Annotated in this window: 24 protein-coding genes; 23 read left to right on the forward strand and 1 reads right to left on the reverse strand. The window is 45.7% G+C overall.

What is annotated here, in order from left to right:
- Positions 1–10: 10 nt before the first annotated feature.
- The 13 genes from CI597_RS06480 to CI597_RS06540 are packed head-to-tail and all read left to right on the forward strand — an operon-like array spanning position 11 to position 11,652.
- On the forward strand, positions 11–1,291 hold the full coding sequence (locus tag CI597_RS06480; protein ID WP_095142899.1) for a PTS ascorbate transporter subunit IIC: 1,281 nt from the start codon (positions 11–13) through the stop codon (positions 1,289–1,291).
- Positions 1,292–2,008, forward strand: coding sequence for a tryptophan synthase subunit alpha (locus CI597_RS06485; RefSeq protein ID WP_095142900.1), 717 nt, complete (start codon positions 1,292–1,294; stop codon positions 2,006–2,008).
- Between the two features lie 37 nt (positions 2,009–2,045).
- Positions 2,046–2,543, forward strand: a complete 498-nt coding sequence (locus tag CI597_RS06490; protein ID WP_024729236.1) for an A24 family peptidase — start codon at positions 2,046–2,048, stop codon at positions 2,541–2,543.
- Entirely contained in the window at positions 2,540–3,397 is an 858-nt protein-coding gene (locus tag CI597_RS06495) for a hypothetical protein (protein WP_024729237.1), read from the forward strand. Before CI597_RS06490 ends, CI597_RS06495 begins: the two co-directional genes overlap by 4 nt.
- Complete coding sequence (locus CI597_RS06500; protein ID WP_024729238.1) at positions 3,376–4,608, forward strand: CpaF family protein; 1,233 nt, start codon at positions 3,376–3,378, stop codon at positions 4,606–4,608. The genes CI597_RS06495 and CI597_RS06500 overlap by 22 nt, the downstream gene beginning before the upstream one ends.
- Positions 4,553–5,332 (forward strand): type II secretion system F family protein, encoded by a 780-nt coding sequence (locus tag CI597_RS06505; protein ID WP_024729239.1) that lies wholly within the window; start codon positions 4,553–4,555, stop codon positions 5,330–5,332. Before CI597_RS06500 ends, CI597_RS06505 begins: the two co-directional genes overlap by 56 nt.
- Positions 5,333–5,334: 2 nt before the next feature.
- The gene (locus CI597_RS06510) at positions 5,335–6,636 is read left to right on the forward strand and encodes a type II secretion system F family protein (RefSeq protein ID WP_024729240.1); all 1,302 of its coding nucleotides are present in this window, start codon (positions 5,335–5,337) and stop codon (positions 6,634–6,636) included.
- A 15-nt stretch (positions 6,637–6,651) separates the two neighbouring features.
- Positions 6,652–6,813: a Flp1 family type IVb pilin gene (locus CI597_RS06515; protein ID WP_081723925.1), complete on the forward strand. Its 162-nt coding sequence runs from the start codon at positions 6,652–6,654 to the stop codon at positions 6,811–6,813.
- Positions 6,810–8,270: a DUF5702 domain-containing protein gene (locus tag CI597_RS06520; RefSeq protein ID WP_024729241.1), complete on the forward strand. Its 1,461-nt coding sequence runs from the start codon at positions 6,810–6,812 to the stop codon at positions 8,268–8,270. Before CI597_RS06515 ends, CI597_RS06520 begins: the two co-directional genes overlap by 4 nt.
- A 27-nt stretch (positions 8,271–8,297) precedes the next feature.
- Positions 8,298–9,149, forward strand: a complete 852-nt coding sequence (locus CI597_RS06525; protein WP_024729242.1) for a pilus assembly protein TadE — start codon at positions 8,298–8,300, stop codon at positions 9,147–9,149.
- Positions 9,128–9,535, forward strand: coding sequence for a hypothetical protein (locus tag CI597_RS06530; protein WP_024729243.1), 408 nt, complete (start codon positions 9,128–9,130; stop codon positions 9,533–9,535). The genes CI597_RS06525 and CI597_RS06530 overlap by 22 nt, the downstream gene beginning before the upstream one ends.
- Positions 9,528–10,682: a DUF6382 domain-containing protein gene (locus CI597_RS06535; RefSeq protein WP_024729244.1), complete on the forward strand. Its 1,155-nt coding sequence runs from the start codon at positions 9,528–9,530 to the stop codon at positions 10,680–10,682. The genes CI597_RS06530 and CI597_RS06535 overlap by 8 nt, the downstream gene beginning before the upstream one ends.
- 40 nt (positions 10,683–10,722) lie before the next feature.
- The gene (locus CI597_RS06540; RefSeq protein WP_024729245.1) at positions 10,723–11,652 is read left to right on the forward strand and encodes a rhomboid family intramembrane serine protease; all 930 of its coding nucleotides are present in this window, start codon (positions 10,723–10,725) and stop codon (positions 11,650–11,652) included.
- Here CI597_RS06540 and CI597_RS06545 read toward each other — a convergent pair.
- Positions 11,618–12,298: a sensor histidine kinase gene (locus CI597_RS06545; RefSeq protein WP_024729246.1), complete on the reverse strand. Its 681-nt coding sequence runs from the start codon at positions 12,296–12,298 to the stop codon at positions 11,618–11,620. The two genes, CI597_RS06540 and CI597_RS06545, sit on opposite strands and share 35 nt — an antisense overlap.
- A 166-nt stretch (positions 12,299–12,464) precedes the next feature.
- Here CI597_RS06545 and dnaX point away from each other — a divergent pair, with 166 nt between their 5' ends.
- The 10 genes from dnaX (at position 12,465) to ade (ending at position 22,476) form a co-directional block, all read left to right on the forward strand.
- A complete protein-coding gene (dnaX, locus tag CI597_RS06550) occupies positions 12,465–14,063 on the forward strand; it encodes a DNA polymerase III subunit gamma/tau (protein WP_024729247.1) in 1,599 nt (532 codons plus the stop codon).
- A 29-nt stretch (positions 14,064–14,092) separates the two neighbouring features.
- On the forward strand, positions 14,093–14,446 hold the full coding sequence (locus tag CI597_RS06555; RefSeq protein ID WP_024729248.1) for a YbaB/EbfC family nucleoid-associated protein: 354 nt from the start codon (positions 14,093–14,095) through the stop codon (positions 14,444–14,446).
- A 15-nt stretch (positions 14,447–14,461) separates the two neighbouring features.
- Entirely contained in the window at positions 14,462–15,058 is a 597-nt protein-coding gene (gene recR, locus CI597_RS06560; protein ID WP_024729249.1) for a recombination mediator RecR, read from the forward strand.
- 822 nt (positions 15,059–15,880) lie between these two features.
- Positions 15,881–16,297, forward strand: coding sequence for an HIT family protein (locus CI597_RS06565; RefSeq protein ID WP_024729250.1), 417 nt, complete (start codon positions 15,881–15,883; stop codon positions 16,295–16,297).
- Between the two features lie 4 nt (positions 16,298–16,301).
- Positions 16,302–16,901 (forward strand): flavin reductase family protein, encoded by a 600-nt coding sequence (locus CI597_RS06570; protein ID WP_024729251.1) that lies wholly within the window; start codon positions 16,302–16,304, stop codon positions 16,899–16,901.
- On the forward strand, positions 16,879–17,388 hold the full coding sequence (locus CI597_RS06575) for a shikimate kinase (protein WP_024729252.1): 510 nt from the start codon (positions 16,879–16,881) through the stop codon (positions 17,386–17,388). Before CI597_RS06570 ends, CI597_RS06575 begins: the two co-directional genes overlap by 23 nt.
- Before the next feature lie 182 nt (positions 17,389–17,570).
- Positions 17,571–18,866, forward strand: a complete 1,296-nt coding sequence (locus CI597_RS06580) for a UDP-N-acetylglucosamine 1-carboxyvinyltransferase (protein ID WP_024729253.1) — start codon at positions 17,571–17,573, stop codon at positions 18,864–18,866.
- A gap of 18 nt (positions 18,867–18,884) precedes the next feature.
- Entirely contained in the window at positions 18,885–19,523 is a 639-nt protein-coding gene (locus CI597_RS06585; RefSeq protein ID WP_024729254.1) for a phosphate-starvation-inducible PsiE family protein, read from the forward strand.
- A gap of 82 nt (positions 19,524–19,605) precedes the next feature.
- Positions 19,606–20,796 (forward strand): methionine adenosyltransferase, encoded by a 1,191-nt coding sequence (metK, locus tag CI597_RS06590; RefSeq protein ID WP_024729255.1) that lies wholly within the window; start codon positions 19,606–19,608, stop codon positions 20,794–20,796.
- Positions 20,797–20,805: 9 nt separating this feature from the next.
- Positions 20,806–22,476 carry an adenine deaminase gene (gene ade, locus CI597_RS06595; RefSeq protein WP_330607072.1) on the forward strand — a complete coding sequence of 557 codons (1,671 nt, stop codon included), beginning with the start codon at positions 20,806–20,808 and terminating at the stop codon, positions 22,474–22,476.
- Position 22,477: the final 1 nt, after the last annotated feature.

Here is a 22,477-nt window from a genome sequence, read left to right on the forward strand (position 1 = left end):
AGGATAAAATATGGATATATTAATGTACCTGATCAACAACGTCTTTAATCAGGCGGTGTTTGTCATAGGAATGGTCGTTTTTCTGGGAATGCTCGTACAAAAAACGGAGATGTCTAAAATCGTTGCAAGCACCGTTAAGACAATGATTGGATTTTTGCTGATCAATACAGGAGGACAGACGCTTGGGGCTGCACTGCTTCCTCTTCAGCCCATGCTCATAAGAGTCTTCCGTCTCCAGGTAAAAGTACAGGATCTGGGAGCCGCACAGGCAGAAAGCCTTGGGGACATAGGCAGTGAGATGGCCCTGATCTTTGCCCTTGGATTTCTGATGAATATTTTGCTGGCGAGAATTACGAAATTTAAGTATGTACATCTTTCTGCCCATGTCTCATTTTTCTTTTCCGGGCTGATTGCGGCGGCATTAAAATTTGGGACAAATTTAAGCTTTATACCATTAGTTCTCATAGGAGCCGTCCTGTTAGGGTGCTATATGACCTTTACATGTGCCTACGTGGCACCTCTGATGAAAAATATCAAGGGAGGGGAAGGATTTACCCTGGCACATTCCAGTTCCTGCGGTATCTGGCTGGCTGCAAAGATCGGCAGACTTGTGGGAAACAAAGAAAAGGATCTGGAGGATATTAAAATACCGAAGAAATTAAATTTCCTGAGAGAAATGACGATTGCACTTACTGTCGTAATGACCTTGATGTTTTTCGTAATCTCTCTGATCAGCGGTCCGGGATGGGTTGTGCAGCAGGTCAGTCAAGGCAGAGATATCATCAGTTTTTCCCTGCTGAACGGTTTACAGTTTGGACTCTGGATTACGGTGATCATCACCGGTGTGAGAATGCTTTTGTCAGAAATCATCCCTGCATTCCATGGAATTGCAGATAAGGTAATTCCGAACGCAGTTCCCGGACTGGATGTGCCGCTGCTGTTTCCCAATTATCCAACTTCCGTTATTTTTGGATTTTTGGTGAGCCTGGCCGCAGGATTTATCGGCATGGGGATTTTAGGAGCAGTCAATTATCCGGTCGTTGTGTTTCCGGCTCTGATCCCTACATTCTTTACAGGGGCGGTTACGGCTATTTTTGGAAACTCCACAGGCGGGATCCGGGGTGCGTTTGCAGGTTCATTTTTGAACGGATTGATTCTGATCATAGGCCAGGCACTCCTGCTTCCAATGATCGGAACTTATGCTCCGATCATGAGAATATTAAGTGAGACTGACTATTGTTTATACGGACCGCTTTTAGGAGGACTTTTAAAACTTCTGGGAGGCATTTAGATGAAAGATCTTGTATTGTATATGACCATTGGCTATCCTGATGAAAATACTTTTTTTCAAATGCTGGATATGCTGGATGAGGAAAAAGTTCCTGTTTTGGAGCTGGGAATTCCGGTCGGGAATCCGTTTCTGGACGGTGATCTGATCAGGCAAAGCCACAAGCAGGTGCTCGATTCAGGAATTGGCAGGGAAAAGATCGTAAGGTGGCTGCAGAAAATACGGAGAGAGTATAAATTCCGTATCATACTAATGACGTATAAGGAGGGTATGGAAAAGTTTTGTTTATCTGAACTGGACAGAAAATTATACGACGGCATTTTATGTGTGGATGAAGTGATAAGGGCAGATAGCGGGATGAAACCGGTTCAGATATATAATGAAACTATGACGGAAGTTCAAATGCTCGGACTACTGGCTGAGAATGCAAACTTTGCATATGTCATGAGCGGAAATGGGAAGACCGGATCTTTTTCGCGCCCGCCGGACGGATATATACGGACTGTTCATTTTTTAAAAAAAAATACAGCCCTGCCTGTCTATGTGGGATTTGGCATAAAGACGCTAAAAGACGTGAAGGCTGTGTGCAGCCATGGGGCAGACGGGGTGATCATCGGATCTCATTTTATGAGAATCATGAGAGAAAAAGGATGCCTGGAATGTAAAGAATATATAAAAATAATAAACAATTATTTACAAAAAACTGCTTTACAATCATAAAGAATAATTGTAAAATAATACCATAGGAGGGAGGCCTATGGTATTATTATTTTATCTCACAGCCGCGGTTATATGGGATTTCACCACATTCCGGATACCGAATTATTTTATTTTGTTTGGACTGATTCTTGGAGCTTTGCTCCTGCCGTTTCGCGGCTATGGCATACAGGAAGTCCTGCTGGGGTGTCTGTGCCCTGCTGTTTTTTTATATCCGCTGTTTTGCATGGGTGTCCTTGGTGCGGGAGATATCAAGCTCTTTGCTGTCACAGGACTGTTCCTCGGCGGATTAAACATATATCTTGTGGCGGTATCATTTGCAGCCGGAGGTGTTCTTTCTCTGTTTCAGATGTTATCTGACAGAAGTCTGATTCCGCGTCTTGTCTGTTTCTATTTCTATCTGCTCCGCTGTATCCATGAAAGAAAGTTTATGACGTATCCATCTTATTCCCCTCAGAAAGAGAAAAATCAAATTCATTTTACCACGGCAGTGATGATCGGGTATCTGATGCTGTGTGCATGGAAGGAGTGCCTATGAGCCATATTTTTATCGGCATCTATGATGAAGACGCTGTTTATGGAAAACGGCTGATGGAGTATATCAACCGGCAGAAAGAGTATCCTCTCACAGCGGCGGCGTTTGCTTCTTTAGAAGCACTCACAGAATTTACCGGCAGTCAGGATGTGAAAGGTTTAATTCTTGAGGAGGGAACACAGATCGATAGTAAAGTACCGGTTTATTACTTAAAGAAAGATTCCACACAGGAGGCATGCCGGTATGGAAGTGCAAAGGAGATCGTGAAGGAGGCCTATGCAGCTTTCAGGCCGAAAGGTCTGAGTTCAGGCGGTGTCACGGGTGTCTACTCTCCTTCCGATAATCTGAAGCGGACCGGATTTGCACTTGAGACCGCCGAAAAACTCAATGCATTGTTTTTAGGCATGGAGTCCTTTGGTTATGCCGTTTATAACAGGAGCATGGAGGACCTTTTGTTTGCGGTAAAGGCCAGGAGAGAGGGCATCATTGATTATGCATACAGTCTGACCGCCGGCACTGACGGAGTCCAAAGGATAGACTCTGCCCGATGTTTTCTGGACTATAAGGACATGTCCGGGGAAGATTACCGATGGTTTTTTCAGCAGCTGGGGGAAGCAGGCATATCCGCCGTATTAGATATGAGTACCGCCTGTATTTATGATTTTGAACTGTTCTCATTGTGTGACTGTCTGTATCTTCCTGTTTGGGAAGAAGATATAGAGGATTCCCGGTTTTTGGGGTTTAAAGAGCTTTCAAAACAGCACCCTGTACTTTCAACACTGCACTGGAAGGAGGTATATTTATCAAAGACACAGAACCGAGCAGACAGGACGAGATGTCCTGCAGAGAAATATTAAAAGAAAGAGTTCTTCAGAGGGCTGACCTCATCTGCGATATAAGCGACAGACAGCTCCTGGAACTGATAGAAGAAGAACTGCAGCGGATGTCGGAAGAAGGGTATCTGCCGCTGAAGTACAAGTTCGAACTGCTGAAAGAGGTTTATAACTCTCTGCGCAGACTTGATATTCTCCAGGAGCTGCTGGACGATACTTCGATCACGGAGATCATGATCAACGGATATGAAAATGTATTTGTTGAGATCGGCGGAAAGCTCAGGAGATGTCATAAGAAGTTTTCTTCCGAAGAGAAGCTGTATCAGGTGATCCAGCAGATCGTGGCAGGGGCCAACCGTATCGTCAATGAGACGAATCCCATAGTGGATGCCAGGCTCCCCGACGGTTCAAGGGTGAATGTAATGCTGCCGCCGGTCTCCTTAAACGGTGCCGCTATGACGATCAGAAAGTTTGCGGGGGAACCTATGACGATGGAATGGCTGAGGGGAAAAGGAGCCTTTACGCATTTTACGGAGCAGTTTCTTGAGATACTTGTGAAGGCCAGATATAACATTTTTATTTCAGGAGGCACCGGAAGCGGAAAGACAACATTGCTGAACGGAATGTCAAACTGTATTCCAAAAGATGAACGGATCATCACGATAGAGGACTCGGCCGAACTTAAACTCAATGGTATTGAAAACCTGGTTCGTCTGGAGATGAGAAATGCTAATATTGCCGGGGAGAACCAGATTACGATTGCACAGCTGATTAAGGCAGCGCTCAGGTCAAGACCCGACCGGATCATCGTGGGGGAAGTGCGCGGTGAGGAAGCTTTGTCGATGCTGAATGCCATGAACACTGGACATGACGGCTCCATTTCGACGGGACACTCAAACGGCCCGGAAGATATGCTCAGGCGCCTGGAAACAATGGTTCTCATGGGAGTAGATATGCCGGTCTCAGCCATAAGGGGACAGATCGCATCTGCCATTGATATTATCATTCATCTCGGCAGAGTCAGAGACGGCAGCAGAAAGCTGATGGAGATCGATGAGATTCTTGGAATTCACAACGGTCAGGTGAAGCTTGCAAAACTGTTTACGTATGATCAGGAAAAAGGGCTCTGTTTTGCCGGATCACTTAACAATACGAAAAAACTTAGGGAGTATGGTCAGTATGAGGCTTATAAAGAACTATTATCTCAGCAGAATCAAGGAGGTAAACATCCTTGAAGTGTTTGATATACGAAAGGCTGCGTTCAAAGCGGCACAGGGAATGATTTTGTTTTTTATAGTATGCTATCTCTTTTATGACCGGATCTGGCTCGGGCTCCTCTATGCCGTGTTTTGCTTCCCATATATGCTGTACCAGGCCAGAGAGGAGAGAAAGCTGCGGATCAGACAGGCCAGGCTGGAATTCAAAGAGATGCTGCTCTCCGTCTATAACAGTCTGAGCGCGGGATACTCCCTGGAAAACGCTGTGAGGGCCGCAAGAGATGATTTGAAAACAGTCAATGGAGATAAGAAAAGTGTGCTGGAACAGGAACTCTCTCTGGTGTGCGCGGGACTGGAGGTGAATCAGCCTATCGAAGTGTTGATGGACAAGATGGCTTTAAGGCTTGGTGTGGATGAAGCAGTGCAGTTTGCACAGGTGCTGTGGATAATTAAGAGAAACGGAGGGAATCTGATCCAGATCATTAAAAAGTCGGTGGAGCATATGAACCAGAAGATACAGGTGAAAGAAGAAATCCTTACGATGGTGTCTTCCAAAAGGATGGAACAGAAAATCATGTCTGTGATGCCGTTTTTTGTCCTTTTGTATGTGCGTCTCATGAACCCGGGATATTTTCAGGTTCTGTATGACTCGCCGGGAGGCGTGATATTGTCGACGGTTTGTCTGATTGTTTTAGTCACTGCAGGAATGTGGGCAAAAAGGATTGTGGAAATCGAGGTGTAACATTGATAGAAAAATGGGTCCGTCATCTGCCGGAAACAGCTGTCAGGAACAGGAGGGAGTGCATCCGCAGCTACTTCTGCGGCAGCAGGGAGGAACAGGAGAAAGAGGTTTGGCGTTCACTTTTCGAACAGTGGAGGAGGGTATTTCTCGCAGCCTTTATATTTGTTGGGGTCATCTTTTTAGCGGCAGGGGCAGAATGGCTGGGAAGAAAAGATATTGTCATCCACAGGGATAAAGACGGAGAAGAACTGAACCAGGAACTAAATATTGATACAGGCAAAGAAAAAGAGTCCTATGATCTGACCATTCATCCGAAGGCATATACCAAAAAAGAAGAAAGGGAAGCCTTTCAGAAGGCAAAAAGCTATCTGGAAAAACATATGAAAGGTGACAATCCGTCTTTAAATGAAGTGAAAAGCCCGCTTGATTTCCCAGGGCAGATTCCGGGAAGTCAGATAAAAGTCAGCTGGGATACAGGGGATCTGAGTCTGATCGATGAGGCAGGCAATGTATTTAACGGAGATTTAAAAAATCCTGTGATCATAAAAGTGAGAGCGTCTCTCTCATACGGAGAGCGCAGAGAAATAATCATGACACCGGTCCGCCTGGTTCCCGGACAGGCCGGCAAAAAGGGATCAAAAATTGCCGGAATTAAAAAGGAATTAGAACAAATTGAAAAAGAAAATGCAGGGAAAGAAACATTTCGTATTCCGTCAAGTATAAACGGCAGTGAGATTACAGAGGCGGACAAGGGGAAAAGCCGTCTCCCGATACTGGCTGCAATGGGTATCCTCTGTCTCGGGCTCCTGTGGTACACAGAGGAAGAAAGACAGAAGCAGAAGAAGGCTAATTCAATGAAAGAGACGATGGAGGAGTATCCTATGATTATCAGCCGGTTTGTTTTGCTCCTGGGAGCCGGAATGACGGTTCAGGGAGCAGTCCATTCCATCGGATCTTCTTATGACGGGGATCACCCCAAGTTTGTTTACCGGCAGTTTCAGGAGGCAGATAGAAAGATCGCTCTCGGGATGTCCCAGACGCAGGCTCTCAGTGAACTTGGAAGCAGCATTCAGCTGCCATGCTATAAAAAGCTGTCGGTCCTGCTTTCCCAGAGTCTGCTCAGAGGAACAAGGGATCTTTTAAGCAGACTTGAGGAGGAAGAGACAGCGGCGTTTTCAGAGCGGAAGGAAACGGCCCGGCGAAAAGGGGAGGAGGCCAGCACTAAGCTGCTGATGCCGATGATCCTTATGCTGATCGTTATTCTCACCCTGCTGATGGTGCCTGCATTTTTATCATTTTCGTAGAAAGGAGAGTTTGCTATGAAGGAGTTTATGAAAGATGAAAGAGGAATGGGTGTGGTAGAAGTGATTTTGATCATCGTCGTTCTCATAGGGCTTGTCATTATTTTTCAAACTCAGATCAAGAAAGTGGTACAGAACATTTTCAAAACGATCACATCCAAGACGGGTCAGGTTCAATGAAAACAAATACGAGGGGGAGTGTGACTGTATATGCAAGTCTTATGTTTCTCGTAGTTTTACTGCTGCTTAGCATGTGTCTGGAAGGAGCTTATCTCTATCTGGGAAAAGGGAAGGCCCAGGGAGCTTACATGGCGGCCCTCGCAGGTGCCAGAGGAAATTATCAAAAAGAGCTGGAGCAGCAATATCATCTGTTCGGATTGGATGTGCGGTATGGAAAACAGCTGGACGAGAAACTTGCGGAGGCATTGAAATACAATCTGACAGAGAGCAGGGATCCGTTTTCTTTTTATCCTGGCTCTGTGAGAACCTCTCATAAAGTTTCGCTGGCAGACAGAAGAGGTGAGATCCTGAGAGAACAGATCGCAGAATTCATGAAATACGACCTTGGGAAAGACGGCATCAGGCTGTTGACGGATAACGTGTTTAAGATGCCGAAAGAAGACGATGCCTCCCGGGCAAGAGAAGTCATCAATGAGGCAGACAGAGAAGCCAAAGAGGAGGAAGAAGCGGAGGAGACAGGAAAAAAGACGGAAACAAAAACGCCGGTGAGATCAAAAGATCCGAGGAAAGGGCTGGTCAAGATTTTGCGGGAGGGCACGGTGACTGTTGTACTGGGAAAAGAGGCGGAAGTATCCGAACAAAATGTACCGATCGTCTACGGACACAGGGACACGAAGAAGGAAAAGAATCCTGATTTCTATCAGGCGGAATCAGTAAGTCAGTCATTAAAAGGCCGGGGACAGTATGCATCTTCACCGGGGATAAAAACAGAACTTATGGGGACAGCCTACGGGGTAAAATATTTCAGGAACTATACATCAAAAGAAAAGAAGAAGGGCCTGCAGTATGAAACAGAATATCTGATTGCCGGAAAGGAGTCGGAAAAAGAAAATCTTGGTTCGGTGTTTTCTAAGATTCTCTTGATGAGATTCCTGCCAAACTTGATCTATGTTCAGGGAGATACTGTAAAACAGGGGCAGGCAGAGGCACTTGCGGTCTCGATCCTCGGAATTACCGGGCTCGTACCTGTTGTCAAGCTGGCAAAGCATCTGCTTCTGGCAGCGCTGGCCTATGGAGAATCAATTCTTGATCTGAGGAATCTTTCGGAAGGAAAACAGGTGCCTCTGTGGAAATCCAAAGACACATGGCAGATGGAATTTGCGGGTCTTTCCTCACTTACCGGCAGAAGAAAGTCTGTAAAGAAAGGACTGTCTTATAAAGATTATCTTCAGGTATTATTATTCCTCCAGACTGAAAAACAGGAAAAATATCTGCGGATGATGGATGTGATCGAGGACAATATAAAGAGGAAAGTCCCCGGGTTCTCTCTGAAGGATTGTTACGTTTCCTTTGAAGCAGAGACAAACATGAGTCTGAATCCGTTCAGATTCGGGGGAATCAATCTTCCGGTCATGGGACGGTATCAATGGCCAATGAAAGAAATATCACAATATTAATGTCTAAACGGGAGGAGGGGAGCAGAGATGTTCTTGGATTGTAAAAGAAAACATTTCTCCAAGCCAACAGCCAACAATTTAAAAATATCAATTGAATACAGACGATCCAAAGGGACATCTCTGCTCTCCTCCTCCGGTGGGAGCATGACGCTGGAAGCCAGCCTTCTGATCCCGGTTTTTGTATTTTTATTCCTGGCGCTGGCCTCGGTCGGGGAAAACCTGTGGATTCACGGTCAGGTATATCACGGAGTTACAGAGGCTGCAAAGGAGGAAGCGGTATATGAGTATATGCTGGCCAAAAAGAACATCTCTTCAATGAGGACCGTGCTGCTGAAACAGAAGTTTCTGACTGCTGTGGATCAAAAAAGGCTGAATAGCTCCTCACTTGCGGGAGGTGCACAGGGTATTTTGTTTACAGACTCGCGGTTTCAGGAAGACCGCGAAATCTATGAGATCAGGGCGCGCTACCGAATTGTGTACCGTCTTCCTTTTCTTCCGCCGTTTACAGGAGACTATGAGCAGAAGATCAGACAAAAAGCTATGACCGGATATGCTGAGGGACAGAGAGGAGCTGGCAGCGGGGAAGTATATATAACGCCCTATGAGAGTGTATACCACAAAGACATAAACTGTACGCATCTTTCACTGTCCATTGTTTCTGATTCGGATGTGCAGAAGTACAGAGACGGAAAGACCAGATACCGGGAATGTGAACGCTGCACAAAATACCATAAAGGGGATATATCCATTTTATTTATTGCGAAAGAGGGAGACGCTTATCACACGGACTTAGGATGCAGCGGCTTAAAAAGAACAGTCAGTAAGAAAAAGAAAAGTGAGGCAGAGGGGATGAAGCCATGCGAAAGATGCGGGAAATAGATGGATATATGACATTAGAGGCGAGCCTTATCGTACCTGTTATCTGTTTTTTACTTGTACTTCTGTTTTCGTTTTTCTTTTATATTATGGATCTGGGTATTGTATCTGGTACTGTAAAAGAAGCAGGATTGTATTCGGAGAAGCAAAAATATGGAACAGATTTGAGGCGGGATCTGGAAAGAAAGATCATGATGGGGCGGATCAGTTCATTCAGCGTATCTGAGACAAAGGAAAAGAGAAAGATCAAAGTACAGGCTGAAATTGGAGTGCCGGTGGCGGGAAGTGTGGAATTCTTTGGGCTGCGACTGTTTAAGATTACGGAACAGCAGGAATTTATGCTTCCAAAAGAGACAGAAAAGATCAGGAGGTGGAGCTTGATTGAATGAACAGTGGGTCCGGGAAGGGTTTGATCATTACTATGTTGTGCCTAAAACAGGCGGGGAAGTTTATGAAGAGCAGGTCCTTCTGTCAAATATGATCGCGGGGATCCTTCCCTGTGAACTTCGGAGGACGGAAAATGAAGAGGCATATTATTTTCATCTTGTTTCATCTGATTTATATATTGACCAGATTGGAAAGCTGGATGCGGGAAAATTTTTTATGGATCTGATCACGACGATAGAAGAAGCGGAGGATCACCTGCTGAATCCGGATCAATTTATTCTGACACCGAGGCATGTGTATGTTTTCGGCGGGAAGCCGGCTCTCTGCTATGTGCCGGGAAACGGATCAGACATCACAGAGCAGCTCATGGAGTTTGTACAGTCCTGTATTGATCAGCTGGATTATGGAAGCCGGAGCCAGGTCACTTTTTTTTACGAACTGCATAACAGGCTGAGAAAATCCCCAGTCTCCCTGGAAGGGCTGAAACAATTTATGAATCCTGAACCGGTATTGATTGAGCGGGCAAAGGAGTTTCCGGGAACAGAAGAATTCATAAAAGATGAACCTTTTGAGAGCAAGAAAGATAAAAGAGGCAGGATGCAGGTCTGTTCTGCCATGCTGTATATTCCGCTTCTTTTCTCTGCCGCATATTTTGCGGTCAGAGCATGGAATGAGGGAATGACCTATTCGAATCTCAGAGGGATTGTGATCGCAGGGTTTCTGATTATGCTAAACACAGGATGCCTGTGGGCAGAAGTAAAAAACAGCAGAAAAATCAGAGTGAAGCCGAAAGAAGATGAGAAACAGCCTGCGGATGAGACCGTGATGATGTGTGATGAAACCGTGCTTTTAGTCCGGGATAAAGGACCTGTTTTAAAGCCTTCGGGAGAGGAACATACGGAAATAGAATTAAACAGCGCTGAGTTCACTGCAGGGAGGCAGGAAGAAGCAGTTGATCTCTATCTGCCCCAGCCCGGAGTAAGCCGGAGGCACTTTCAGATATTGACAGAGAATGGGGGATACATACTCAGGGATCTGGGATCGAGAAACGGAACATTTTTGAATGGTGAAAGAGTGTGGAAGGAAACGGAACTAAAGAGCGGAGATGTGATAAAAGCAGGTACAGAACAATTTGAATTTATGATATAATTCCAATAAAGTTGAAAAGGCTTCTATTGGAGGAAATGTCATGTATCAGAGAATATTAAACTTGCTAAATATCAGAGGATATCAAAAAGAAATGACTCCTTTGGGCCCATGTTATGTAAAAGAAGAGCTTAGTAGAAAAAAAGGAGTGTTTATTGCTTACGAGCATAAACCGGACGGAAGCCTTTATACTGCAGAGGAAACGGGCTCATTGAATGAGGAACTGAAGCAGTATATTGGGCCGAAGGCATCGATTCTTGTATTGATTCTTTCAGAACAGGGCGGATCCATATGGACGGACCCTGACAGGTCTTTTGAAGAATTATATGATCCTGTCTGCATGATACTTTCAGCTTCAGACAGCAAGGGCCGGTTATCGGCTCCGTCAGAGGAGTTCCGTTTCAGAAAACTGAAAGATTACCGGGCTACGGCTGTTATATTGATGATCAATATTTTCATGTATCTGTGGTCGGCGGCCAGCACAGAGATCCTTAATTGGGGAGCGCTTACATGGATGCATGCATTCAAACAGGGGGAGCTTTACCGTTTGGTTACCAGCAACTTTCTGCACAATGGATTTGATCATCTGTTTAACAATATGATCGTCTTTGTTTTGATTGGAAGCAGACTGGAACGGAGCTTCGGCAGGGCCAGATATGTGGTTTTATACATGGGAGCCGGGTTATGCGGAAGCATCGCCTCCGCTGTATACTATATGAATATAGGAGAAATGGTGGCATCTGTCGGGGCATCGGGAGCTATTTTCGGACTCATTGGTGCGATGCTTTGGATCTTGATCAAAAACCGGGGTTATCAAAAAGAATTTTACGGAGGAGGAGTCGCACTTATGATCGCGGGAAGCCTGTATCACGGCTTCTCTACCATGGGAGTTGACAATGCAGCCCATATTGGGGGCTGCATCGGGGGATTCCTTTTGGCTATCTTGCTGTATCGGCGAGACAGGGGAAAATAAGGGTGAAGGTGGTGCCCTGATTTAAGGCCGAATCCATATGGATAGAGATGTCCAATTCCCTGGCAATCTCACTGACTACGGATAGGCCAATGCCGTTTCCTTTGGGCACAAAAGAGACGCCGCGGTAAAAGGCGCGGGACTGCTGTTCTTTTGTCATGCCGATTCCGGTGTCAGAAAGACTGCAGACAATATAATCGCCTTCCCGGCTTAAATGGACAGAAATCAGAGGCTCTCTTGAGGCCTCTTTTTTTCTGCTGATTGCGTTGACACCATTAGAGATTAAGTTGTTGAAGATTTGAAGGAATTTAGTCTTGGCGCCCTTGACATAATAGGGGGAGAAATCCTCTGTCTGGACAGAAAAGCGGATTTTACACTCGTTTAGCCTGGAATTCCATGAACACCTGATCTCTTCCAGGAGGGCTTTTAAGTCCACGGGCTCCAGTGCGGCTGAGGCATCGGATACAGGGGAGAGCATTTGGCGGACCATGTCAAAGACAGAGGAAAAATCAGCTTTCATTCCGGACCAGTAAATGTCCTTTAAGAGCTCCGGGTGTGTCTGCTCTATGTACTGAAGCTGGCTGTAAATTAAAGTCAGAGAGTTTTTTAATTCATGAGAAAATGTTGTCAATTCATTTTGATTCTTCATATTCACGCTTCTTTCTATTACAAATTTTATACATCGGCAACTATAAGTTTATATGGGAGATCGTGTAAAAGGCAACGGTAAACAGGGGCAAAAGTTCGACGATTTTTTTCCTTTTCCATTTTCAGAGGTTATGATACAATAAGGAAATGATGCAGGAGGAAAGAATATGTCATATATGGCTTTATACCGAAAGTTCCGGCCGTCGGCCTTTGATGAGGTCAAGGGGCAGGATCATATCGTCACGACGCTGAAGAACCAGCTGGAAGCCGGGCGTATCGGCCATGCCTATCTGTTCTGCGGAACCAGGGGGACCGGAAAGACGTCGGTTGCAAAGCTGCTTGCAAAAGCAGTAAACTGTGAGCACCCGGAGGACGGAAATCCGTGCGGGGTCTGCGAAAGCTGCAGGGAAATCCAGGAAGGCAGTTCTATGAATGTGATGGAGATTGACGCGGCGTCAAACAACGGTGTTGACAATATCCGCGATATCAAAGAACAGGTGCAGTATTCTCCGGCTTCAGGAAAATATAAAGTGTTTATTATCGACGAGGTGCATATGCTTTCCATGGGGGCATTTAATGCCCTGTTAAAGACTTTGGAAGAGCCGCCGGAATATGTGATCTTTATTCTGGCTACTACAGAGGTACACAAGATACCCATAACGATCCTTTCCCGATGCCAGAGATATGATTTTCACCGGATCACAGCAGATATTATTGCTGACCGGCTCATGGAACTGATGTTGGAAGAACACGTGGAGGCGGAAGAAAAAGCGCTGAGATATGTGGCCAGGATGGCGGACGGTTCCATGCGTGATGCGCTGAGTCTTTTGGACCAATGTATTGCATTTTATCTTGGGAAAAAACTGACCTATGAAAATGTGCTTGAAGTTTTAGGGACAGTAGATATCAGTGTATATGAAAGACTTCTGGACAGCATTCTTGTAAATGACGTGACGGAAGTCATCGGGATCGTCGGAAAGGTTGTGGAGCAGGGAAGAGAACTTTCCCAGTTCATCACAGATTTCATCTGGTATTTGAGAAATCTTCTGCTGGCAGGCAAAGGTGATGCGTCCATGGAGGCTCTGGAAGTTTCTGCGGAGCAGCTCAGCCTGATGCAGAAAAAAGCAGCACAGGTGGAAGAAGAGACTGTGATCCGGTATATCCGCATACTGTCGGATCTGCTGAACCAGATCCGGTTTGCCACATCAAAAAGAGTGCTGGCCGAGGTGGCATTAATCAAGATGTGCCGGCCGCAGATGGAGACCGACCTCTCCAGTGTGCTCGAGCGAATGCGCATGCTGGAAGATTCGCTTGAACAGATAAAATCCCGGGGAATCTCCCTGGCACCTGAGACTGCCTCAGAAGAACCCGTTCAGCAGCCTGAGGAGCCGGCAAAGACGCCGGAGCAAATACTGGAAGAGAGGCTTCCGAAAGCCAGAGCCCAGGAACTCAAGGAGATCATTAAGCACTGGAAGCAGGTGAAGCTTGCACAGCCGCCGATGATAAAGAATCTCCTTTCGAAGGGAATCCTGACTGCGGATGAATCGACAGAAGTTCTGAGACTTATGTTCAAACCGGAAGGCAGCATGAACATGGGGAAGGATTACTTTCAGAGACATCCCGAAAAGATAGAGGCACTGGAAGCAGAACTGGCGAAGAGATCAGGGTTCCAGGTAAAGATAGAGATCGGTGAACTGGAGTCTGAGAAAAACGAAGACACCATTAATCTGGATTGTATCCACATGGATGTGACAATAGAAGAGTAAAAAGAATTTTATTTCAGGAGGTATTTAAAATGGCAAAAAGAGGCGGATTTCCGGGTATGGGCGGAAATATGAACAACTTGATGAAACAGGCGCAGAAGATGCAGAAGCAGATGGAAGAAACCACAAAACAATTAGAAGAGACTGAATATGAAGCCACAGCCGGAGGCGGAGTTGTAAAGGTTGTTGTTTCAGGCAAAAAGGAAGTGGTATCCGTAAGTCTGGATGAGGAAGTGGTTGATCCGGATGATATTGAGATGCTGGAGGACCTGATCGTGGCAGCCGCCAATGAAGCGCTTCGCAAGATGGAAGAAGATTCACAGAGCAAAATGGGGAAAATCACCGGAGGTCTCGGAGGAGGCATGGGAGGCGGATTTCCTTTCTAAGGATGGATAGCGGATATGGATTATTACAGCAGCCAGATCACGAAGTTGATTGAAGAATTGGGGAAGCTTCCCGGAATCGGCCCCAAGTCGGCCGGGAGGCTTGCTTTCCACATTATAAATATGCCGCTTGACCAGGTGAAGCATTTGTCTGAGAGCATCCTGGATGCAAAGGAAAATGTCCACTACTGCAGAGAGTGCTGTACCCTGACGGATCAGGACATCTGTCCGATCTGTTCCAGCAGCAAGCGTGATCACAGTACTATTATGGTGGTGGAGAGTACCAGGGATCTGATGGCCTATGAGAAAACAGGAAAATACGAGGGCATTTACCATGTCCTGCACGGAGCAATATCTCCGATGCTTGGAATCGGACCTTCAGATATCCGGCTGAAAGAATTGATGGCCAGACTTCAGGGGGATGTGAAAGAGCTGATCATTGCTACCAACTCAAGCCTGGAAGGAGAGACCACGGCAATGTATATAAGCAAGCTTGTGAAGCCGACAGGCATCAAAGTCAGCAAAATTGCCAGCGGAGTTCCGGTGGGCGGAGATTTGGAATATATTGATGAGGTTACCCTTCTTCGGGCACTGGAGGGAAGAACTGAATTATGAAATGAAAAAGAGCAGCCGGGCAGGCTGCTCTTTTTCTGTAAGTAACTTTAAAACAATAAGGAGAGGATTTTCATCCTCAAGAGGGGTAGGATTTGAAAGTATTTAAAAATGTTTAACTACTTTACATTTCTTATTCTACTGGATAATTGTGACCAAACCGTGAAGAAACTGTGGATAAATTAAAAAAAGAGGTTAAATTATCAGAATCTTTTGAAAAAAATAATGAGAAAACAAAAAAACACTGTATACATATTGAAATTGCTTGACAATATAAAACCCATTTTTTATAATAATAACATAAAGAGGAACAAGGGAACGGATACCTAGAAAGAATCGATGGGAGGCGATATTGTTTGGATATTATGTCGAAAGACATAGAAGACATTCTATATACAGAGAGTAATAAATTTCATACAGTGAGCCTTCAGAATATAGAATAAATATGTCCAGTATAGATTTTATACACAGGTCGGAGAGACAGGACAGGTAGAACGTCATACGAAGAATCAGACGTATATAGAAGAGAACGGAAATAAAAGAAATGAAAGATCAAGAAGTTTGATGTTTGAGTCGCAGAGACTCAGAGTTCGGATTGATTGAGAGATTGAAGGGAATACAGAAGTTGTGTATGGCATGTATGAAATAGGGCGGATCGAAGAGAAGCCTCCGATCAATAACAATTAAATAATCTAAAAGGTGAGTCGCAGAGACTCACCTTTTTTAGTTAAGCGAATATTATAGTAATAATTTCACACTTCATTTTTGGATTCTTGAAAAAGGCCTATAAATAAGATACAATACTTACCAAAGGAGATGAAGATCATGAAAAAACAGGATTGTATATTTTGCAGGATAATCAGCGGAGAGATTCCGTCAACAACCATTTATGAAAATTCAAAATTTAAGGTGATCATGGATATCGCTCCGGCCAACAAGGGGCATGTACTCATATTGCCGAAAGAACACTATGATAATATTTACGATATAGATACGGCCACAGCCGGAGAACTGTTTGAACTTGCAGCTATGACTGCGAGGGCTTTAAAGTCGGTTCTTGGCTGCGACGGAATGAACATTTTACAAAACAATGGAACTGTGGCTGGTCAGACTGTCTTCCATTTTCATATGCATATCATCCCGAGATTCGAGGATGATACCGTGAATATAGGATGGAAAGAACTGAGCTATGAAGACGGAGAGATGGAACAGCTCAGGGAAGCCATACGGAAGGAAATGTAAGGGCATGTCAAAGATATCCTGGAAACCGGGCAATATGATATATCCCCTGCCGGCAGTGATGGTAAGCTGCGGCGCAGAGGGCGAGCCTGACAATATCATTACTGTGGCATGGACGGGTACGATCTGTACAAATCCGCCGATGACCTATATTTCACTGAGACCCCAGAGACATTCCTACCATATGATTGAAAAGAGCGGTGAGTTTGTCATCAACCTTACCACGGCAGAACTTGCCAAAGCGACAGACTTCTGCGGCGTGCGCTCCGGAAGGGACCTGGATAAGTTTAAAGAGACGGGACTCACGAGGGAACACGGTACACTCTCATATGCGCCGTATATCAAGGAGAGCCCCGTGAACATCGAATGCCGGGTAGAAAAGATCAATCCTTTGGGCTCCCACCATATGTTTACGGCCAGAGTTGTAAACATTCTCGCAGATGATACTTATATGGAAGAAAACGGACGGTTTGCCCTCGAAAAGACCAATCCTCTGATCTATTCACATGGAGGATATTTTGAGACGGGCAGACAGATCGGAAGTTTTGGATACTCCGTAAAGAAGAAAAAAAGGAAGAAAAGAAATGACAAGCCAAAAAGGAAATAACTATATTTTAATCGGGATGCCCGGGGCCGGCAAGAGCACCATCGGAGTTCTGCTCGCCAAGGCATTGGGAGCCGAGTTTATCGATACGGATCTGGTGATCCAGCAGAAGACCGGAAAGCTTTTAAGAGATATTATCAGCCAGGAAGGAAACGAAGCATTTAAAAAGATCGAGGAGGAGGTCAACGCATCTGTCGAAGCAGAAAACTCTGTGATTGCACCGGGGGGAAGCGCCATTTACAGCCCCAAAGCGATGGAACATTTTAAAAATATTGGTACAGTCATCTATCTGAAGCTCGATTATGAGACGGTTGCCCAACGCCTCGGGGACCTTGCGGCAAGGGGTGTGGTGCTGGATAACGGGCAGACACTCAGTGACTTATACCATGAAAGAATACCTCTCTATGAAAAATATGCAGACATCACGGTAGATGCCGATGATTTAAAGATCGGGGAAGCCTTAGAAAAAGTGTTGGAAAACTTAATGTAGTGTGATATACTGATAAATATGCGAGTAAGCGGCATGGAACTTTTGGACTTATGAAGGCTTTGATTGCCTGTCCAAGGGTTATGTATGAAAAAGATACGCTTATTTTTCAGAAGAATGGATAGAGTATTGATAGAGAATGAATGATTCGATTGATTGAATAGAGTTTTATATAGAGGTGTATGATGGAACAATATATCATTAAAGGCGGAAACCCACTGGTAGGGGAAGTTGTCATTGGAGGTGCGAAGAATGCTGCACTGCCCATTTTAGCAGCAGCAGTTATGACAGACGGGACGTGTACTATTGAGAATATGCCCGATGTCAGGGATACAAATGTTCTGCTCCAGGCCATGGAAGGCATTGGAGCCACAGTTAATAGATTAGGGAAACATGAAGTAGTTATCAGCGGAAGCGGAATGAATGTGGACTGCGATGTGGATAACGAGTATATCCGGAAGATCAGGGCTTCTTATTATCTGATCGGGGCTCTTCTCGGGAAGTATAAAAGGGCCAGAGTAGCCCTGCCGGGCGGATGTGAGATCGGAAGCCGTCCGATTGACCAGCATATTAAAGGATTTAAGGCGCTGGGAGCCACGATTGAGATTGAAAACGGCATGATCACAGCGACTGCCGATGAGTTGATCGGCTGTCACATTTATATGGATGTGGTATCTGTCGGTGCGACTATTAACGTCATGATGGCAGCGGCTTTGGCAAAGGGAAATACAACCATTGAAAATGTGGCAAAAGAACCGCATGTAGTTGATGTAGCCAATTTTTTGAACAGCATGGGAGCCAGCATACGCGGAGCCGGCACTGATGTGATCAAGATCAAAGGCGTAGAAAAGCTTGGAAATTGTGAATACTCCATTATCCCGGACCAGATTGAGGCGGGGACATTCATGACTGCGGCCGTGGCTACAAAGGGTGATATTACGATCAAAAATGTTATTCCAAAGCATCTGGAAGCCATCAGCGCGAAGCTGGAGGAGATCGGTGCGCAGGTAGATGAGTTTGACGATGCGGTCAGAGTTGTAGCGACAAAAAGGCTCGATTCCACCCAGATCAAAACTCTCCCGTATCCAGGGTTTCCGACGGATATGCAGCCTCAGATGGCAGTGTCACTGGCTCTGTCCAACGGAACTAGCATCGTTTCAGAGAGCATTTTTGAAAACCGTTTCCGGTATGTAGATGAACTGACAAAGATGGGTGCCCGTATCCAGGTGGACGGCAGAACGGCCATCATTACCGGAGTCAAATTGTTTACCGGGGCAGATGTCTCAGCACCCGATCTGCGTGCAGGGGCAGCGCTGGTCATTGCAGGCCTTGCGGCCGACGGTTATACTACGGTCAGCGATATCGGATATATCTACCGGGGCTATGAAGGTTTTGAAAAGAAAATTCAAAATCTTGGCGGAGATATCCAGCTGGTAAACAGCGAGAAAGAAATCGCCAGATTTAAACTTCGTATTGTATAGATAAAGGGGGAATTGCCGATGCGACAATACCTGAAGAATGAAGTTTTTAAAATATCCAAGTGGATAGAATTTTATTTATCTGCGCTGATTGCCATAGCGGTTATCGGCGGCGGGATCTGGATGATCAAAGATCTGATCACTATTTTATCATCCAATCCGGATTCCAATGCTGTCTATCAGTTTGTACTCAATGCATTTAATCTTGTGATCTGCGTGGAATTCATCAAGATGCTTTGCAAGCATACTGCGTCAACACTGGTAGAAGTGCTGATGTTTGCGATTGCAAGACAGATGATTGCGCAGCATACCAGTCCGGTGGAAAATCTGCTCTGTATTTTTTCAATCGCGGTCCTCTTTATTATAAGAAAGTATTTTCTGGACCGTTTTGAGGACATTGACAAGACAGTATTTCTGCCAAACCAGAAGATTGCCAAAGTAAATGAGCTGGTCCATGTGAACATTCCGGAGGAATACAAAGGAGAGTCCATAGGGGAAGCAGTACTCAAGGGCATCGATCTGGAAAAGGAAGAAGTAAAGTGCGGGCATTGTTATTATTTTCCGGGCGGGGCAATCCGCGTATCTAAAGTTGCCGCAGGGCAGGTGAAGGAAGTGGAAGTCATCCGCAGCAGGAATGTAAATATCATGCCGAATTTATGATTTTAGATTGAAGCAGGTCCGATCAGTTCGGGCCTTTTTCGATATATATAGTTGCTGTTCAGCAGAGCGAAAGGAGCACATAATGGAAAAAATATTATTTACATCAGAATCCGTGACTGAAGGACATCCGGACAAAGTCTGTGACCAGATTTCAGATGCTATTTTAGATGAACTGTTAAAACAAGACCCGATGAGCAGGGTAGCATGTGAGACTTGTACCACAACGGGACTCGTTATGGTCATGGGCGAGATCACAACCAATGCCTATGTGGATATCCAGAAAATAGTAAGACAGACTTTGACGGATATCGGATATACGAGAGCCAAATATGGATTTGACGCGAGTACCTGCGGTGTCATCACGGCCATCGATGAACAGTCCAAAGATATTGCCCTTGGTGTGGACAAGGCCCTGGAGGCAAAGGAATCCGATATGTCCGATGAGGAACTGGATGCCATCGGAGCAGGTGACCAGGGCATGATGTTTGGATTTGCTACAAATGAGACGGAGGAATATATGCCCTATCCGATCTCTCTTGCTCATAAGCTGTCCAAGAGACTTACGCAGGTACGTAAAGACGGGGTTCTTCCTTATCTAAGGCCGGACGGAAAGACACAGGTCAGTGTGGAATATGATGAAAACGGAAATCCTTTCCGTCTGGAAGCTGTAGTCTTATCTGCACAGCATGATCCGGAAGTGGATCAGGAGCAGATTCACGAAGATGTGAAAAGAGAGATCTTTGATAAGGTTCTTCCGAAAGAAATGGTGGATGATCAAACAAAATTTTTCATCAATCCGACAGGACGTTTTGTCATCGGGGGGCCGCAGGGTGACGCGGGACTCACGGGAAGAAAAATCATCGTAGATACCTACGGCGGATATGCACGGCACGGCGGCGGAGCTTTTTCAGGCAAGGACTGTACCAAGGTAGACCGTTCGGCTGCTTACGCTGCGCGCTATGTGGCAAAGAATATCGTAGCTTCCGGACTGGCTGACAAATGTGAGATCCAGCTGTCTTATGCGATCGGTGTTGCACATCCGACTTCCATCAATGTGGATACGTTCGGCACCGGAAAAATATCCAGCGAAGATCTCGTGGAACTGATCAGGAAAAACTTTGATCTGAGACCGGCAGGCATCATCAAGATGCTGGATCTGAGAAGGCCGATCTACCGTCAGACGTCCAACTACGGACATTTCGGAAGAAATGACCTGGATCTGCCGTGGGAACGCCTGGATAAGGCAGAGATGCTGAGAGAACAGGCCAAATAAGAGGATAGGATGATGTCATACGACCTTGTGTTTAAAAACGGAACCATTGTAGATGTAAAGACAAAGACAAGTTACAGGGCAGACCTGGCTGTGTCAGGGGGAGTGATCGCAGAGATCGGCAGTCTTGACGGAGAAAGAGTAGTGGACTGCAGCGGAAAGGTGCTCTGTCCGGGATTCATAGACGCCCATGTCCATATTGAGTCCAGCATGGCATCGCCGGCTTCATTTGCAGATGCAGTGCTGCCCCATGGGACTACGACGGTAATCGCCGATCCTCATGAGATGGTCAATGTCAGGGGAAATGAAGCTATGAAATATCTTCTGGATGCATCAGAGGATCTGCCGGTTTCCGTCTATGTGATGCTCCCGTCCTCCATTCCTTCTACACCATTTGAAACTAATGGGGCGGATTTCACGTCTAAAGATATAGAGGCGTGGATTGAACATCCGAGAGTGCTCGGCCTGGGAGAGGTCATGTGTTATCCGGATGTTCTTGCAGGAAGAAAGGAGATTATGGATAAGATCGCTCTCTGCAGGGGAAAAGTGATCGATGGACATGCTCCCGGACTCTCAGGAACCGATTTGTATCAATATATACAGGCTGGGGTCATGACGGACCATGAGTGTACCTCCTTTGAAGAGGCAGAAGAAAAGCGGAGAGCCGGCATGAAGATTCTCATCCGGGAAGGAAGTGCGGCAAGAAATGTGGAGGCGATCGTTTCAGGAATCGTGAAGAAGGGCCTTGACACGGAAGGATTTCTTTTCTGTACAGATGATAAACATCTGGATACAATCGAGCACGAAGGTCATATCAGTTATAATATAAAGAAAAGCATCCGGCTGGGACTGAAACCGGAGGAAGCAGTGGCCATGGGCACCTGGAATACGGCGCGGACATATGGCCTTGCCAGCGTCGGATGCCTGGAAAAGGGATTTGATGCAGACATCGCAGTCTTAGATTCTCTGGAGAATATGAATGTTCTTGAAGTCTATAAAAAGGGTCTTCCTTCCGGATGGTGGTTGGAACACAGGGCGGAACATGAAACGAATTACAGGGGAATGCTGCACACAGTGAATCTGAAACCGTTTACTGAGGAACAGCTGAAACTGCACACAGAAGGAAAAGTGCCGGTGATCGGGCTGGTGCCCGGACAGATCACGACAAGGTACCTAAAAGAAGAGGTGCCTGCTAAAAATGGTCTTTTTTGTCCCGATTCCACATACTCAAAGCTGTGTGTGTTTGAGCGGCACAGAGGTACAGGGAATATTAAGGCCGCTCCGCTGAAAGGGTATGGGATCACAAATGGAGCAGTTGCTACATCTGTTGCCCATGACTCACACAATATTATCGCAGCGGGAGATAATGACAGAGACATTATGAAAGCTGTGGAGATCATACAAGAGATGCAGGGAGGCTATGCTCTGGTGCAGGGCGGGGAAGATATTCTGAGACTTCCGCTTCCGATTGCCGGACTCATGAGTACGCGGCCTGCAAAAGAGATACAGAACCGGCTGGATGCCATGGTACGGAGAGCCAGGGAAATGGGCATATCAGAGGACTGTGATCCTTTTATAACATTGTCATTTATGGCGCTGCCGGTGATACCGGAACTACGCCTGACAGATAAAGGACTGGTGGATGTAAAAAACTTTCAGATGATAAAGGAAAAAGGTGAGTAGA

Source organism: Anaerostipes hominis (ex Lee et al. 2021) (genome assembly GCF_002270485.1).
Lineage (GTDB): Bacteria > Bacillota > Clostridia > Lachnospirales > Lachnospiraceae > Anaerostipes > Anaerostipes hominis.